General features: G+C 38.5%; 11 protein-coding genes. 5 read left to right on the top strand and 6 right to left on the bottom strand.

Annotated features, from left to right (window positions below; genetic code table 11):
• Positions 1–6: 6 nt before the first annotated feature.
• From PTQ34_RS06195 to PTQ34_RS06175, 5 genes are all read right to left on the bottom strand, one after another.
• Positions 7–849: an ATP phosphoribosyltransferase regulatory subunit gene (locus PTQ34_RS06195; RefSeq protein ID WP_273932662.1), complete on the bottom strand. Its 843-nt coding sequence runs from the start codon at positions 847–849 to the stop codon at positions 7–9.
• On the bottom strand, positions 850–4,992 hold the full coding sequence (locus PTQ34_RS06190; RefSeq protein WP_273932661.1) for a diguanylate cyclase domain-containing protein: 4,143 nt from the start codon (positions 4,990–4,992) through the stop codon (positions 850–852).
• A 210-nt stretch (positions 4,993–5,202) separates the two neighbouring features.
• Positions 5,203–5,688 (bottom strand): ankyrin repeat domain-containing protein, encoded by a 486-nt coding sequence (locus PTQ34_RS06185; RefSeq protein WP_273932660.1) that lies wholly within the window; start codon positions 5,686–5,688, stop codon positions 5,203–5,205.
• Between the two features lie 202 nt (positions 5,689–5,890).
• Entirely contained in the window at positions 5,891–7,315 is a 1,425-nt protein-coding gene (locus PTQ34_RS06180) for a catalase (RefSeq protein ID WP_273932659.1), read from the bottom strand.
• A 381-nt stretch (positions 7,316–7,696) separates the two neighbouring features.
• Positions 7,697–8,641, bottom strand: coding sequence for an RluA family pseudouridine synthase (locus tag PTQ34_RS06175; protein WP_273932658.1), 945 nt, complete (start codon positions 8,639–8,641; stop codon positions 7,697–7,699).
• Between the two features lie 86 nt (positions 8,642–8,727).
• On the opposite strand from PTQ34_RS06175, the gene purB reads away from it, so the two are divergent.
• Positions 8,728–10,056, top strand: a complete 1,329-nt coding sequence (gene purB / locus PTQ34_RS06170) for an adenylosuccinate lyase (RefSeq protein ID WP_273932657.1) — start codon at positions 8,728–8,730, stop codon at positions 10,054–10,056.
• A gap of 209 nt (positions 10,057–10,265) precedes the next feature.
• On the opposite strand, the gene PTQ34_RS06165 is transcribed toward purB, so the two are convergent.
• Positions 10,266–10,457 carry a hypothetical protein gene (locus PTQ34_RS06165; RefSeq protein WP_273932656.1) on the bottom strand — a complete coding sequence of 64 codons (192 nt, stop codon included), beginning with the start codon at positions 10,455–10,457 and terminating at the stop codon, positions 10,266–10,268.
• Between the two features lie 140 nt (positions 10,458–10,597).
• On the opposite strand from PTQ34_RS06165, the gene PTQ34_RS06160 reads away from it, so the two are divergent.
• From PTQ34_RS06160 to ccoG, 4 genes are all read left to right on the top strand, one after another.
• Complete coding sequence (locus tag PTQ34_RS06160) at positions 10,598–11,590, top strand: DUF4885 family protein (protein ID WP_273932654.1); 993 nt, start codon at positions 10,598–10,600, stop codon at positions 11,588–11,590.
• Positions 11,591–11,774: 184 nt separating this feature from the next.
• Complete coding sequence (locus tag PTQ34_RS06155) at positions 11,775–13,037, top strand: (Fe-S)-binding protein (RefSeq protein ID WP_273932653.1); 1,263 nt, start codon at positions 11,775–11,777, stop codon at positions 13,035–13,037.
• Between the two features lie 251 nt (positions 13,038–13,288).
• The gene (gene rpsU / locus PTQ34_RS06150; RefSeq protein ID WP_273931231.1) at positions 13,289–13,501 is read left to right on the top strand and encodes a 30S ribosomal protein S21; all 213 of its coding nucleotides are present in this window, start codon (positions 13,289–13,291) and stop codon (positions 13,499–13,501) included.
• Between the two features lie 131 nt (positions 13,502–13,632).
• Positions 13,633–14,982, top strand: coding sequence for a cytochrome c oxidase accessory protein CcoG (gene ccoG / locus PTQ34_RS06145; protein WP_273932652.1), 1,350 nt, complete (start codon positions 13,633–13,635; stop codon positions 14,980–14,982).
• The last annotated feature ends 78 nt before the right edge of the window (positions 14,983–15,060 follow it).

Below are 15,060 nucleotides of genomic sequence, written 5' to 3'. Positions count from 1 at the left end.
GGAATTCTAGAATTCCTTTGTCAAACTCTCTATTAAATTATCACAATGCACAGCAAAACCTGCGCAAGTAAGAGCTTCTATCTCATACACGCCGCCACTTGCTAAAATGCTATTTTCTTTTAAAAATCTAAAAAACAGCCCCTCATAATAGCGCATTTTTGAGTAATAAATAGGCGCATAAACAGCGTTTTTATAGTCTTTGCCAAGGCTAAGCATAAGCTCTAAGCTATCTTTTAGCTCTGCTGGGACTAGACTTAGAAGTGCTTTTATATCGCTTTTTGTGCTAGCTTTTACAAGTGCGCTTAGCCAAGGGATATTTTTAGCTAGCAAAATTTCTATGCGACCTTGTTCAAATACGCTCATATCAAGCCCTAAAAGCTCGCACAAAATATGAGGAATTCTCATATTTGAAATCTGTAAATGCGTGCTAAGCTCAAGCTTAGAAAGTAGTTCATCAGCAATGCTTACACAAAGCCCAAGCTCACTGCTACCAAGCATCTCAGCACCTATTTGATAAAACTCCATGCTAGGATAGCAAAAAACAGGCTGGATATAAAACCACTTGCTCTGATTTTGCCCTTTTAGACGGCGCGTGGCTATACGAACGACATCAATGGTAGAATCACCCCTTAGGCTTACTTCATGATTGCTCTCATCGCTTAGGCGAAGTAGCTTTTGCTCTTTTAGCCCAAAGCGCTGATGATAGCTAAAAAACGGCGTGATAATCTCGCTAAAGCCCTTTTCTTCTAAAAGCTCGCTAGCAAGTCTTTCAATACGCCTTTTTATCTTTGCGCTCTTGCCAAAATACAGCCTTGAGCCGCTGGGAATTTCATGCTCGTATATTTGCATTTACTCTCCTGATATTAGGTTTATGAGCCTGTTTTGCTCGTTTATGATCTGCTGTTTGATTGCGCTGATGTCGATATTTTCATCAGCTTTTAGTGTGGTTTTAAGCTTTAGGGTGTTTTTGATTATTTCATTTGCATCATCACAAACAAAAGCTAGATCCTCATCTTGCGCTTCACGCAAGCTAGCAAAGGTATTTTCATACTCATTTTTGTTAAATAATTTTAGGTTTTTGTCATTTATTAGCTGCAAGATACTCTCAAGCTCATAAGACATAAATATCAAAAATTTAAACAAATTTATCATGCTTGTTTTGCTTTTTGAATCACTGCTAGCAAGTTGTGTGAAAATATTTTCTTTTTTTGATAGTTCAAGGGTAGCTTTATTAAGCTCCCCGCCACTAACAGCCGGATATATAAAATCACCTGTCATAAACTCAAATCCTATCAAAGAAAGAATTTTAAAGATTTGAGCATTTTCTACATTTTTGGTACAAAGGATTTTATTCTCAGCCTTACAAGTAGCTAACATATCGCTTAGCTTGTCTATGATACCAAGTTCTTTTAATAGCCCTTTTGTATAAGCTCTAGTTACACGCATATTGCTTACTTTTAGCTCGCTTGCTAGCTCTATTGTCTTCTCATCTAGCTCATCTACCATAAAATCAATGCCAAACTCTTTATATCTATTTACCACCTCATTTACTTCGTTTGCAGGATTTCTCATAGTAAAGATATCATTAACTAGAATTCTCATATTACCAAGGTATTTATCCTTAGCAAATTCTTTAAACTTTCTATAAAAAGCATTTGAGTTTAGCTGAGATATAGGGATGTTTATATAAATATTTACATCATATAACCCATTTTTTCTAAATGCTTCATAAGCAGATTTTATAATCCAAATATTTAGGTCTACAAACCAGTATTTTTGGCTTAGCAAGTTTGAAAGATCGCTTGCACTTAGTTTGGTTTTAGTATCTTTTAGATTTATGCTAACTTCAAAAGCAGGCACTTTTTTCCTTGCTATATCATAAATTGGCTGATAAATAACGATAAAGTTTTCTTCATCAAAGGTCTCAAAGCGAGAAAGCAGGTCTTTATACTCTTTAAATATCATAGCACTAGTATCGTTAAACTCATAATAGCGGTTTTTGCCAGCAAGCTTGGCTTGATACATAGCCCAATCAGCTTGTTCTAATAAAACATCAGTATCTACAATATTACTTTGCGGATAGTAAGTTATACCTATGGTTGCGCCTATGTAGACATTGTAATTACCTATAATAAAGGCTCTGCCTATGCGGTCAATTATTTCATTTGCTAGCTTGCGGACATCGTTTAGATCATCAAAGTCTTTTATAATAAGCACAAACTCATCACCACCAAGGCGAGAGACTATATTACCTTTATGCTCCATTATTGATACCATGTCGTTTTTCTTGTGTACTATGGTTTCTAGTCTATTTCCTACAAGCTTTAGCACCTCATCGCCACAGTTGTGTCCGTAGGTGTCATTTGCTGCCTTAAAGCCATCAAGATCCATAAAAAACAAAGCAAATTTTTTATTATTTACAGTAGCTTCTTCTATATTTTCCTCAAGCAGTTTTAGGAACTTTCTTTTATTTGGAAGTCCTGTTAGTGCGTCGTAATAGGCTATTTTTTCTAGCTCGTTTTCTTTTTGTTTTAGGTTTGTGATATCAGTTGAGATACCGATATAATTTGTGATTTTTCCGGTTCTATCACGCACTGCTGAGACACTTAGGATTTGTGGGAATTCTGTGCCGTCTTTGCGGATATCGTAGATTTCACCTTTCCATGAGCCTGTTTTTTCTATAGATTTCCACATGTTTTTAAAGAAATCTTTATTATATCTGCCCAAGTTTAGCAGTGATGGGTGCTCGCCAAGCACTTCATCTTCGCTATATCCAGTAGTATCTGTAAATGCACTATTTACTTGTATGATATTTGTTCGCTCATCAGTGATTATAATGCTTTCTTTTGAGTTATCAAAGATAGTTGCTAGTAGATTTAGTCTAGCTTCTTCTGTTATTTTATCGCTGATGTCTTCTAGTACGCCTAAGACGACTTCTTTTTCTTCTTCGTCTTTGGTTTTTATCTTAGCAAAGTGCCCTTTAAACTTCAACCACACATCTACTTGTAGCCTTGAAGTAGCTTTTAGTTCTATATCTATGGTGTGTTTGTGGTTTTTTATGGCTTGTTCGATTTCTTCTATTAGCAAGTCTACATAGTTTTTTTCTATGTATTTTGGCAGGATTTTTGCTGTAAGAGCGGTATTAAGCTTATCTTGTCCTAGCAAGTCAAAAAAGCTAACAGGCAAGTCAAAAAGCCCAGTTTCGACATCGTATTGCCACGCCATGAGCGAGCTTCCTTGTAGCTGTTCTCGCTGCAACTCTAAATCGCTTTTTAAAGCTCTTAGTTCTTTATATATGCTTGAAACATCTCTAAAATACGCATAAGCCCAAATATCCCCACTAGCTCTTTTTTTATCATCTAAAGGCTCAAATCTCATTATATGCCATACTTTTTGTCCATTTTCTCTATTGATTTGTAAAACATCATCAATCACAGCATCTGAGTGAGAGTTAAAGTGTCTCTCAAGGTCAGCTAGCTTACCTTTATCACTTATAATATCGCTTAAGCGCAAGGTTTTTTGGATGATATATTCTCTATTATATCCTAGGGTATCTATTATATTTTGCGTTGCGCCGATTACTTCTAGTTTTTTATTTAGGCTTAGGATTAGACAAGGCCCTGTTTGTGCTATATTTACCATATCTTTGATCATAGAGTGCAGGCGAATAATATTTGTTAAATCATTTATCACATACACATGAAAAGCCGCTAGGTCTTTTATCATATGTCCACGGCTAATGCTTACAAATCTGCGCTCGCCAAAGCGAGTTTTATGAACATGAACAACATCAACCGAGTTTGTAAAATCAGCCAAATACGATGAATACAGGCTCTCATCTTCTAAATCAAAGAAGTTTTTAGTAAGAAACTCATCTTCGCTGTATTTATAAAACTCCAAAGCAGCGTTTGAACAAGATACTATTCTATCATCCTTAGCATTTACATAAATTATTATCAAATCACTGCTTTCAAACAAAAGCTCGTGTTCGTTTTTGTAAAAGCCTAGGTCTTGTTCTAAGTTTTTGATATTATAAAAAATCCTAGATAAGCGGTCATAAAACTTTGAAAAATCGCTATTTTGCCCAAAGTCTTGGACGATAAATTTGCCTTTTTCAAAGTTTTTTAAGAAAACTTTAAATTGGCGCAGTGGCACAATAATGTAGTTTTTAATATAAAAAAACAACTCAGCCAAAATAAAAAACAAAAGAGCTAAACAAACAAATATCAAAACGCCAACTAATAAATATCTTTTAAAAATCTCAGATATTTTTACATCTGAAAACACAGCGATTTTTAGATTTGGCAGGTAATCTACTGCGTAATACACCCACGCATCCTTGCTTTTAAAGACGCTAAAATCAGCATGGGAGTTTTTCCAATCATCATCCAAACTAAGCTCGTCATAAATATTTAACCAAGCATTATCATTTACTCCATCATAGATAAAGCCATCTTTATCCACCATATAGCTATTTTTAGATCCATTAAGCACCAAGCGAGCTATTTTTTTGATATTTAGTAGCATGATTGCGGTTTTATCACCAAGATTATAGGCTACTAGTTCGTAGACTTCGCTATCTTTGTTATCATCGTAGGCAAATTTATCTATTAGAATTTCACCACTCTCTAACTCGCTTAGCAAGAAGTTTGGCTCTACTATATAATCATCATTTCTTGTATAGGAGTTTAGTATTTTATGATTTTTATCTAGCAAATAAACAGCATGCAAAAACTCATGATTTTCAAAAAGCATGCTAGATCTTTGCTCTAAAGTATTGCTAGCTAAACTTACTTTTAGCTCGCGAAGTGCGCTATCTATGCTGCTTACTAGCAAGGTTGAGTAGTGCTCATTTTTTAGTTTTAGCTCGTTTTTTTCTTGGTTTATTGCCATATAAATTACTATCACAATAAAAAAGATAGTAAAAATAGAGCTAAGTACAAGAGTGCTATAAAATCTTTTTAGCAAGTTGTGTTCTATTGTATTATTCATAATTTTGCCTAATTATTTAACTATAAAAAATGCCTTAATTTTAGCAAAAAAATAATATTTTGTAGCTTAAATACTTTATAAGTTAAAAGTGAATTTTTTAAATATTTGTGGGAATTTTAAAAAAGGTTCTAAGGAATTCTAGAATTCCTTAGAATTCCCTAGAATTTTTCTAGAATTCTAGAATTCCCTAGGCTTGGGGAATTCTAGAATTTATTTGCTAAATAATTTTAAAATCTTTGCGCTTATGCGTTTAAATAGTGATTTATTTGTGGTTTTTTCTAGCAAATACTGCGCGATATCACTGCGCTTAAACATAAGAGCAAAGCTATAAGGCGTTAAGCCCATGCCGTTATTTGCATCAATATCAGCTCCATTTTCTACTAGCAGTTTTACCATTTCAAGATCACCCTTAAAGCACGCGCCAGCAAGCGGAGTTTGTCCCCTGTCATTTCGCTCATCCACATTTGCACCATGATTTATTAGCATTTGTGTGGTCTTAAAAGCACCATTGTAGCTAGCAAGCATTAGCAGAGTATTGCCTTTGTGGTTTTTTAGATTTACAGGCAGACCTGCGTTTATCATTTTCTCAAGTTCTTTGCACTCATCAGATCTTGCCATATTAAAAGCCATCTGGCAAAGCTCTTCGTAGCGTTTTTCTTCTTCTTTTGTGATTTTGTTATTTATTTCTTCATTCATTTTTACTCTTTTATGCTGTTTAAAAATCATAGCATTTATGATCTAAAAATTCTAAAATAATTCTATAAGTTTAAAATCTAAGAAATTTCAAAATTATAGAATTCTAGAATTCTAGAATTCCAAAAACTAAGGAATTCTAGAATTCTTGCGATTTTAGCGCCCAGCAGGTTGCCCAGCAAAATAGGCGCACAAAATAAATCGATTACTTGCCTAGCGCTTTACGAACGCCATTAGCATACTCTGGGCTAATTTGCTCAAATAGTCCAAGTGCTCTATCAATTATTTTTTGCTCTACGCCGTCCATGCTCTCAGCGATGTTTGAGTATAGTCTTTCTTTCTCATCGCTTGGCAAGATTTTATATAGATCGATTGCACCCATGAAATCATTATCATGTTGATCGTATTTATCAGCTGCACCCTCAATTGCCAAAGCTGGCTCAAGGTATTTTTTATCCTCAGTAGGTCCATTATAACTATTTGGCTCGTAGTATACACCGCTTTCTACATTGTAGCTGCCATTATTCATGCTACCACCACGGTAAGAGTTATTTACCTCTACAATTGGTTTATTGACTGGCAATTGTTGATAATGCACACCTAGGCGGTAGCGTTGTGCGTCTGGGTAGCTAAAAGTTCTAGCTTGTAGCATTCTATCAGGGCTTATGCCGATACCTGGGACTATATTACTTGGGCTAAATGCTGCTTGCTCTACTTCGTTAAAGTAGTTTTCAGGGTTTTTATTTAAGGTCATCACACCAACTTGAATTAGTGGATAGTCTTTGTGTGGCCATACTTTTGTTAGATCAAATGGGTTAAATGGGCACGCTTTTGCTTGTGCTTCTGTCATGATTTGAATTTTAAAATCCCATTTAGGAAAATCGCCTTTATCAATCGCTTCATATAGATCTCTTTGGTGGCTCTCACGGCATTTACCGATAAGCTCAGCAGCTTCTTTGTTTGTTAGGTTTTTGATACCTTGGCGAGTTTTGAAGTGGAACTTAACCCAAAATCTCTCACCTTTATCATTTATAAGACTATAAGTGTGAGAGCCAAAGCCGTGCATATGGCGGTAGCTAGCTGGAATTCCGCGGTCACTCATTAGAATCATTACTTGATGCATTGTCTCAGGATTTAAGCTCCAAAAATCCCACGCTGCGTTATTTGAACGAAGATTTGTGCGAGGGTCACGCTTTTGGCTGTGGATGAAATCAGGGAATTTAAATCCATCACGGATAAAGAAAGTTGGAGTGTTATTTCCCACTAAATCCCAGTTTCCTTCTTTTGTGTAAAACTTAATGGCAAAGCCACGAACATCACGCTCAGCGTCCGCTGCACCAGCCTCGCCTGCTACTGTTGAGAAGCGGATGAAAAGTTTAGTTTTCTCGCCTTTTTTAAATAGACTTGCTTTTGTGTATTTGCTGATATCTTCTGTGATTTCTAGCTCGCCGTATGCGCCAGAGCCTTTTGCGTGAACTGTGCGCTCTGGAATTCTTTCTCTGTTTTGAAATGCTAGTTTTTCAAGTAGCATGTAGTCTTGAAGCAATACTGGACCTCTAGGGCCTGCTGTAAGGCTGTTTTGATTGTCGCCGATTGGATTGCCGCTTGCTGTGTTTAAGATTTTACTCATCTTATTCTCCTTTAAATTTGATTTGCGAAATTATACTAAGCTTTTATAAAATATTTTCTAAATAATAATTTTTATTGATAACAATTTATGCTTATCTAAATATCTTTTTAAAGCCAAAACCCTGCGCTAAAAAGCTAGGGAATTCTAGAATTCCGTTTAAAATTCCGTCAAAATTCCGTCATTGCGAGCGAAGCGAAGCAATCTCTATAAAAATCCCCGCCTTGCGTGTTCTGTGTCATCCCCCAGCTTGAGCTGAGGATCTCTATACGGAATTTTAGAATTCCCTAGCGCAGAGATCACCCGGTCAAGCCGGGTGATGACACAAGGTTTGGGAATTCTAGAATTTATTCTAGGGAATTCTAGAATTTATTCTAGGGAATTCTAGAATTCCTTAGCTGAGAAAATCTCATAATGCTGCCCTCTAAAATCAAAAACCAAGCCCTTTGCGTGTAGCATTAGCCTTTTTGCGCCTGTTTTTGCCACTCGCTCGGCCTCACTCATTTTATTATCTAGAATTCTCTCTATATCGCTTTTTTCTAGATTATAAAGTGGGTCGCCTAAGATTGCGTGTCCTACGCTGTGTAAATGCAGCCTGATTTGATGCTGTCTGCCAGTAAGCGGATAGCATTCTACAAGCGTGGAGTTTTCTAGGAATTCTAGAATTCTTAGCAAAGTAACAGCCCTTTTGCCTTTTGGATTTATCTCCATTTTTTGCTTTGTATGCCCAGCTAGAGGCCCAAGGCTCATACTTTTATCGATTACAAAGCCATTAAAATCACTTAGGAATTCTAGTTTGCCAAAAAACTCGTCAAAATTTTCAGCGCAAAACTGCCTTAGCCCTGCACTGCGCAGATCCCCACGAACGAGAGCAAGATAGCTTTTTAGTACCTTTCGCTCTTCAAAAAGTGCTTTTAGCTCTTTTGCTGAGTTTTTGCTCTTTGCTACAAGTAAAAGCCCACTAGTCTCAGCATCTAATCTATGCGCCACGCAAGCCTCTCTTCCGTATAAATGCCAAATCTCATCATACATATTATAAGGGCTATTTCTGCCATTTGGGTGCGAACAAATGCCGCTAGGCTTCTCAAACACGGCAAAATCGTCTGTTTCAAAAACTGGCTTTAAACCTTTGGGATAGCAAATATAATCAATCATAAAAAGCTCGCCGCTAAAAAGCTGATTTTTTGTCAAAATTCCGTCATTACTATTCAAAATTCGCCCTTTATCGCAGAGATTTTGCGCTTTTTTCATGCTAAAGCCAAGGCGCTTTAATGCGCTAAATACTCGCTCGTTTTTGGCAAAGCCGATTTTTACAAGTTCGTAGCCCAAATTTATCCTTTAAAAGTAAAATTAAAGCGTGATTTTAATATAATTTTAGCTAAATTTTAAAAAACTCAGCACAAAAAGGGGCAAAAATGGTAGAAAGATACGCAAGAGAAGCCATGAAAAGCAAGTGGAGCATTCAGGCAAAATACGATGCTTGGCTAAAGGTAGAGCTTGCAGCCGTTAGAGCGTGGAATAAGCTAGGGCTTATCACGGACGCGGACTGCGAGAAAATCCAAAAAAATGCTAAGTTTGACATAGCACGCATTGATGAGATAGAAAAGACCACAAAGCACGATGTGATCGCTTTTTTAACAAGCGTGAGCGAGAGCTTGGGAGATGAGAGCCGTTTTGTTCACTATGGCATGACTAGTAGCGACTGTATAGACACCGCCGCCGCTTTGCAAATAAAAGAAAGCTTGGAGCTAATTTTAGCCGACATTGACGAGTTTTTAACAGCCCTAAAAGAAAGGGCAATGGAGCATAAAAACACGCTCATGGTAGGCCGCAGCCACGGAATTCACGGAGAGCCGATAACCTTTGGGCTTGTGATTGCTATCTGGCATGATGAGATAAAAAGAGCAAAAGAGCTGCTAGAACACGCTAAAAAGGTAATCAGCGTAGGCGCAATCAGTGGAGCGATGGGAAACTTCGCTCACGCACCATTAGAGCTAGAAGAGCTAGTCTGCGCTGAGCTTGGACTAGACTGCGCCCCAGCCTCAAATCAAGTAATCCAAAGAGACCGCTACGCTCAGGTAATGAGCGCCCTAGCCATCCTAGCTAGTAGCTGCGAGAAAATCGCTGTGGCTGTGCGCCACTATCAGCGCACCGAAGTTTATGAGGCTGAGGAGTATTTTAGCCCAGGGCAAAAGGGCTCATCAGCCATGCCACACAAGCGAAATCCAGTTCTAAGCGAAAACATAACAGGGCTTTGCCGCATGATACGAAGCTACGCTACGCCAGCGTTAGAAAATGTCGCTTTGTGGCACGAAAGGGATATCAGCCATAGCTCAGTGGAGCGTTTTATCCTGCCTGATGCTTTTATCACCGCTGATTTCATGCTTGGGCGCATTACAGGGCTAATTAAAAACCTAGTCGTATATCCTGAAAATATGATGAAAAATCTAAATTTAACCGGTGGGCTAGTGTTTTCTCAGCGCGTGCTTTTGGAGCTGCCAAAGCGTGAGATAAGCCGTGAAGATGCCTATAAAATCGTGCAAAGAAATGCTATGAAGGTCTGGGCTGATTTGCAGCAAGGCAAAAGTGCCTTAAATGACAAGGGCGAGAGCTTGTTTTTACAAAATCTGCTTGGCGATGAGGATTTGCGTGCTAAGCTTAATGAAAATGAGATTAGAGCGTGTTTTGACTACTCTTACTACACCAAAAATGTAGATAAAATCTTTGCTAGGGTGTTTTGTTAGGCTGGTTAAATAGGCTGGCTCAGCTTTTTTACTCTTTTTTACGCTCACAGCTTGCGCAGCCCAGTCGCTCTGCGAAAACTTTTTTGGCAGTTTTCTTCGCTATCGCTTGAAATTCAGCCAAAAAATTTTCGCAGCTGCTGCCGCAGACGCTCCTCCACGGCTAGCGCTACGCTGCGAACGCAAAAAATAGTTAAAAAATCTTGGAGCCTTTATTTAATAGACTGGCTTTTTGCTGCTGCGGCTGTGGGTGAAGATGCGTTTATTTTCAAGCCCACAGCAGCAAAAGCACTAAACCAAGCTGTTTTTATATCTTTTTTTTCTAAATTATCATAATACTTAAAAGCAAACGCCAAAATACCAGCAGCAAAAAACAACACGCCTAAAAGAACAAATCCACTCATTTTTATCCTTTGAGAAAATTATAGCAGTTTTGGATAAAATTTTGGAGCAAAATAAAAAATTCACAGCGAATTCTGGAATTCCCTAAACTTTATTTTTTTTTGCCGATATATAATCTAGAATTTACTAAAAAGACTAGAAAATGGCAGAACTAGGATACTACAACTACTACAATGTAAAAGGCAGGCTAAATGTAGATAAGCCCCTTGATACCTACGCTAAGCGCATGGAGCTGCGAAATGGCGATGAGCTAAACGCTAATAGCACCGACCCAAGCAAAGGCGTAGAAGGGCAAATCCGCAAATTACAAGAGCATTTAAACGACACAGCCGCCGCAAACCGCGCGATATATAAGGACAAAGAAAGCTTAAAGCTTGGATTAAAGAAAAAATACTTTGGCGATGAGTATAACGCTGTAACTTTCAAATGGCGTTGGGACGAACATAAAGAGCTTTTTGCTATGTATGAAAACGAGCTTAGCATGAGTATGTTTGGGAAGATCTCAAACCTAGCTGACCCACGCATAGTCCAAGGTGGCGAGAGCTTTGAAGAGGAAGAAAATCGCCTAAATAAAGAGCGCCAAAGTGCTATCTCAGCGCAGTTTGGCAAACTTCTAGCAAATAACGGCGTAGAAAATAACGGCGCTTTGCTAATAGACTTTGATATTTATGAAATGAAAGCGGTGGTAAGTGGCAGCGAAAATAGCGATAATAACGGCAAAATAGCTAGCCTTTTAAACGAGCTTGGTGGTGGCAAAAACGCAAGGCAGCTATTTTATTTTGCGCTAAAAAATAATGGAGTTTTAAGCGATGAGAGCCAGCAAGAAAGCCTACATAAATGGCGAGCTGTGAGTAATTTTGCTGATTTTACTGGGCTTGATTTAAGGGATTTTAGCCTTAAAAATGGCGAGTTTGTAGGTAAGGACGGCACAAAGGCACTTGATTTGCTTAAAGTTGGCGTAGCAAATAGCTCTACGCCGGCTGATTTTAAAGGCGTGGCGTATGAATACGCAAAGGGCTTTATAGATGAAATGGCAAGCCTTGGCGGACTTGAAAAAGTGCCAGATCTAAAAGTATCTATCGCCTATGATAAAGAAAGCGGCTTTTACGCTCCAAAGAGCGATTTTTACGCTTAAACGCTAGGGAATTCTAGAATTCCTAAGTAAAATCTAGAATTCCTAAAATTCCTAAATAAAAAATACCCCCTAACCCCTAAAAAACTAGAATTCCCTAGAATTTACTTTTAAAAAAATCTATTATTTTAAGGCTGGTTTGAACAATTCTTGCTAAAATTGCTAAAATTTTTTTCAAAGAAAAGTTATGCAAAAGTTTGATTTTAGTGCTATTAGCGATATGTGCGTCAAATGCGGTAAGTGTAAGCCAAATTGCACCATTTTTAAAATCAGTGGCGATGAGGTGCGAAGTCCAAGGGGATTTTTAGACCTCATCGGTGCGTATAATCGTGGAGAGATGAAGCTTGATAAGAACGCAAAGAGCATATTTGAGAGCTGTTTTTTGTGTACAAACTGCGTGGAGGCCTGCCCTGCTTCGCTACCAGTGGATGAAATGATAGAAAATGTCCGCTTTGATCTAGCGCAAAAATACGGAATTTCGTGGTATAAAAGGCTGTTTTTTTACCTGCTGCGCCACCGCTGGGTCATGGACTTTGCTGCTCGCCTTGGCTATGTGTTTAAAAGCTGCGGATTTAGAGAGCATGATAATGATACAATGCAGCCAAAGTTCGCTCTACCTATGCTAAAAAAAGAGCGCCTTTTGCCAAATCCTAGCAAAAAATCTTTTCTAAACTCTCACCCTGAGATAATAAAAAACGGTGAACGCCAAGTTGGCATTTTTATAGGCTGCATGGCAAACTACGCCTACACTGATACCGGAGAGGGTCTGCTAAAAATTCTAAAAGAGCTTGGCATTTCAGCGCATCTTATGAAAAAGCAAGTTTGCTGCGCTGCGCCTGCGTATTTTACCGGCGATTTTGCCACCGTGGAGGCAAATGCGAAAAAAAATATTGCGTATTTTGAAAAAGTGCTAGAAAGCTGCGAGGCTATAATCTGCCCAGAGGCTACTTGCTCTGCTATGCTAAAGGTAGACTACGAGCGGTTTTTTGAGCATGATGAGCACTGGAAAGAGCGAGCTAAAAAGGTGATGAGCAAGCTCTATTTGGCGACTGAGTATTTTGTGAAATTTACTAATCTAGAGCAGATTTTGGAGCAAAAGACAGCCGGCAAAGAAAAACTCTCCCTAGTCTATCACGACCCTTGCCACGCAAGAAAAATGCAAGGCGTCTGGCGCGAGCCAAGAGCGCTGCTTTCACGCATTTTTGAGCTAAAAAACTCTGGCGATGAGACTAGCTGCTGTGGCTTTGGTGGAGTAACTACGCAAAGCCAAAACTACCACCTAGCAAGGGCTGCTGGGCTAAGCAGGGCAAATACACTAAGCAAAGCTGGTGCAAATGTCGTAAGTGCCGAGTGCTCAGCGTGTAAAATGCAGCTAAACAACTCGCTAAATCTAGCTAGCAGCGAGCTAAGATGCAAAAACCCTATTGAGCTAATTGCTTCTGCGCTATAAGCTTTGGGAATTCTAGAATTCCTAAGGCGAATTCTAGAATTCCTAAGTAAAATTCTAAAATTCCTAATCTAAAATTCCTAAAAAGAACCCCCCCCCAACCCCCAGAAAAACAAAGGAATTCTAAAATTCCTAGAGCAAAAACAGCTAAAAATCTAGAATTCCTAAGGATAAATCTAGAATTCCTAAGGCAAAATCAAGCTAAAAAAGGCTAAAATCCGCACTCATTTTTTCAAAGAAAGGTGGTGAGTTCTTTGCCAGGTGTAAAGGTTCATCAAAACGAGAGCTTCGACGAGGCTTATCGTCGCTTTAAAAAGCAAACTGACCGCAATCTTGTGGTTACAGAAGTGCGCGCACGCCGCTTCTTTGAGCCTATGACTGAGATTCGCAAAAAACAAAAAATCGCAGCTCGTAAGAAAATTCTTAAAAGGCTCTATATGCTACGCCGTTATGAAAGCCGCTTCTAAGAGGCTTTTTGCTTAGTAGCAGGGGTAGATTTTTCTACCCCATTTTTTATTTTACATTAAAAAGTAACTTTATTACAACAAAATTAGTCTTTTTTTGCTACAATGTCAAGATTTTTTTTAAAGGATTTGCTATGACTTACGCAAAAAAACGCTATTTTACCTACGCCTTAATCACGATTATAACGCTAGTTCTGCCCTTTATCCGCATTGATGGCAACCACTTTTTCTTGCTAAGCTTTGATCACAAAAAGCTAAACATTCTCTTTACTAGCTTTGATATGCAAGAGCTGTATTTGATGCCATTTTTGCTGGTGATTTTCTTTCTTAGTATTTTCTTTATGACTACGCTTGGTGGTCGTGTGTGGTGTGGCTGGAGCTGTCCGCAGACGATATTTAGGGTGATTTTTAGAGATTTATTGCAAACTAAGATTTTTAAAATCCGTGGCAATATAAAAGACAAACAACGCCCAAGCAAAAACTATCCAGTTCGCAAGGCTCTAAGTATAGCGATTTTTGCCCTGATTGCCTTTGTGGCTGCTAGCAACCTGCTTTGGTATTTCGTGCCGCCTGAGGATTTCTTTGCTTATCTTCAAAACCCAGCCGAGCATAAACTGCTTTTTGGTATAGTAACTGGCTTTGCGCTATTTCTTATCTTTGATGTGTGCTTTTTGGCTGAGAATTTCTGCATTTATGTCTGTCCTTATGCTCGCATTCAAAGCACGATGTTTGATCACGATACCATACAAGTAATTTACGATGAGAGGCGTGGCGGACGCGTGTTTGATGGTGCTGCAAAGCTTGGCAAAAAGCCGGTAGCTGGCGAGTGTATAGGCTGTGAGGCCTGTGTGGCTGTGTGTCCTACGCACATTGATATTCGCCGTGGTATGCAGCTTGAGTGTATAAACTGCCTTGAGTGCTCTGATGCCTGTGCTGCTGTAATGGGCAAAAAGGGCGAGCCAAGCCTGATTTCATGGACTTCTGCACACTCGCTAGATACTGGCAAGAAAGTTCAGTATTTTAGATTTAGAACTATTGCTTATATGGTGATTATTTTAGCATTTGCTATAGCTCTTGGCTTTATGAGTACTAAAAAAGAAAACATGCTACTAAACATAAACCGCAACACCGAGCTATATCACATCGTAGCTGATGGTGAAAAAATAAGAGTACAAAACGCCTATACCTTCCTTATCCAAAATACAGATAATAAAGCGCATTCTTATACATTTAGCCTTAGCGAGCCAAGAATAGAGTTTGTAAGACCAAAAAACGAGATCAAGCTAGAAGCAGGCGCAAAACGCAAAATAGTCGTTATTTTGGAGACAAAAGAACGCCTTATAGAAGAGAGTATGCATGATACGCCTATGGATATTACTATCACAGCAGTGGCTAGTGATGAGCCTGAAAGAGTAAGAGTAGAGCGTCATACTCGCTTTGTCTATCCAAAAATGAGCGAAATAGAAAAGGCTATGAAAAAATAGTTTAGCCACTTTTTGCTAAGGAATTCTAAAATTTAGCTTAGGAATTCTAGAATTCCGTCTAGAATTCCATCTAGAATT

This window comes from Campylobacter magnus, from assembly GCF_028649595.1.
Lineage (GTDB): Bacteria > Campylobacterota > Campylobacteria > Campylobacterales > Campylobacteraceae > Campylobacter > Campylobacter magnus.
Note: the sequence above shows the minus strand (reverse complement) of the source record. Positions and strands in the feature narration are given on the sequence as shown.

Coding starts and splice junctions, on each gene's coding strand:
- PTQ34_RS06195 (WP_273932662.1), bottom strand. CDS start 849: ATGCAAATATACGAGCATGAAATTCCCAGCGGCTCAAGGCTGTATTTT.
- PTQ34_RS06190 (WP_273932661.1), bottom strand. CDS start 4,992: ATGAATAATACAATAGAACACAACTTGCTAAAAAGATTTTATAGCACT.
- PTQ34_RS06185 (WP_273932660.1), bottom strand. CDS start 5,688: ATGAATGAAGAAATAAATAACAAAATCACAAAAGAAGAAGAAAAACGC.
- PTQ34_RS06165 (WP_273932656.1), bottom strand. CDS start 10,457: ATGAGTGGATTTGTTCTTTTAGGCGTGTTGTTTTTTGCTGCTGGTATT.
- ccoG (WP_273932652.1), top strand. CDS start 13,633: ATGACTTACGCAAAAAAACGCTATTTTACCTACGCCTTAATCACGATT.
- PTQ34_RS06160 (WP_273932654.1), top strand. CDS start 10,598: ATGGCAGAACTAGGATACTACAACTACTACAATGTAAAAGGCAGGCTA.
- PTQ34_RS06180 (WP_273932659.1), bottom strand. CDS start 7,315: ATGAGTAAAATCTTAAACACAGCAAGCGGCAATCCAATCGGCGACAAT.
- purB (WP_273932657.1), top strand. CDS start 8,728: ATGGTAGAAAGATACGCAAGAGAAGCCATGAAAAGCAAGTGGAGCATT.
- PTQ34_RS06155 (WP_273932653.1), top strand. CDS start 11,775: ATGCAAAAGTTTGATTTTAGTGCTATTAGCGATATGTGCGTCAAATGC.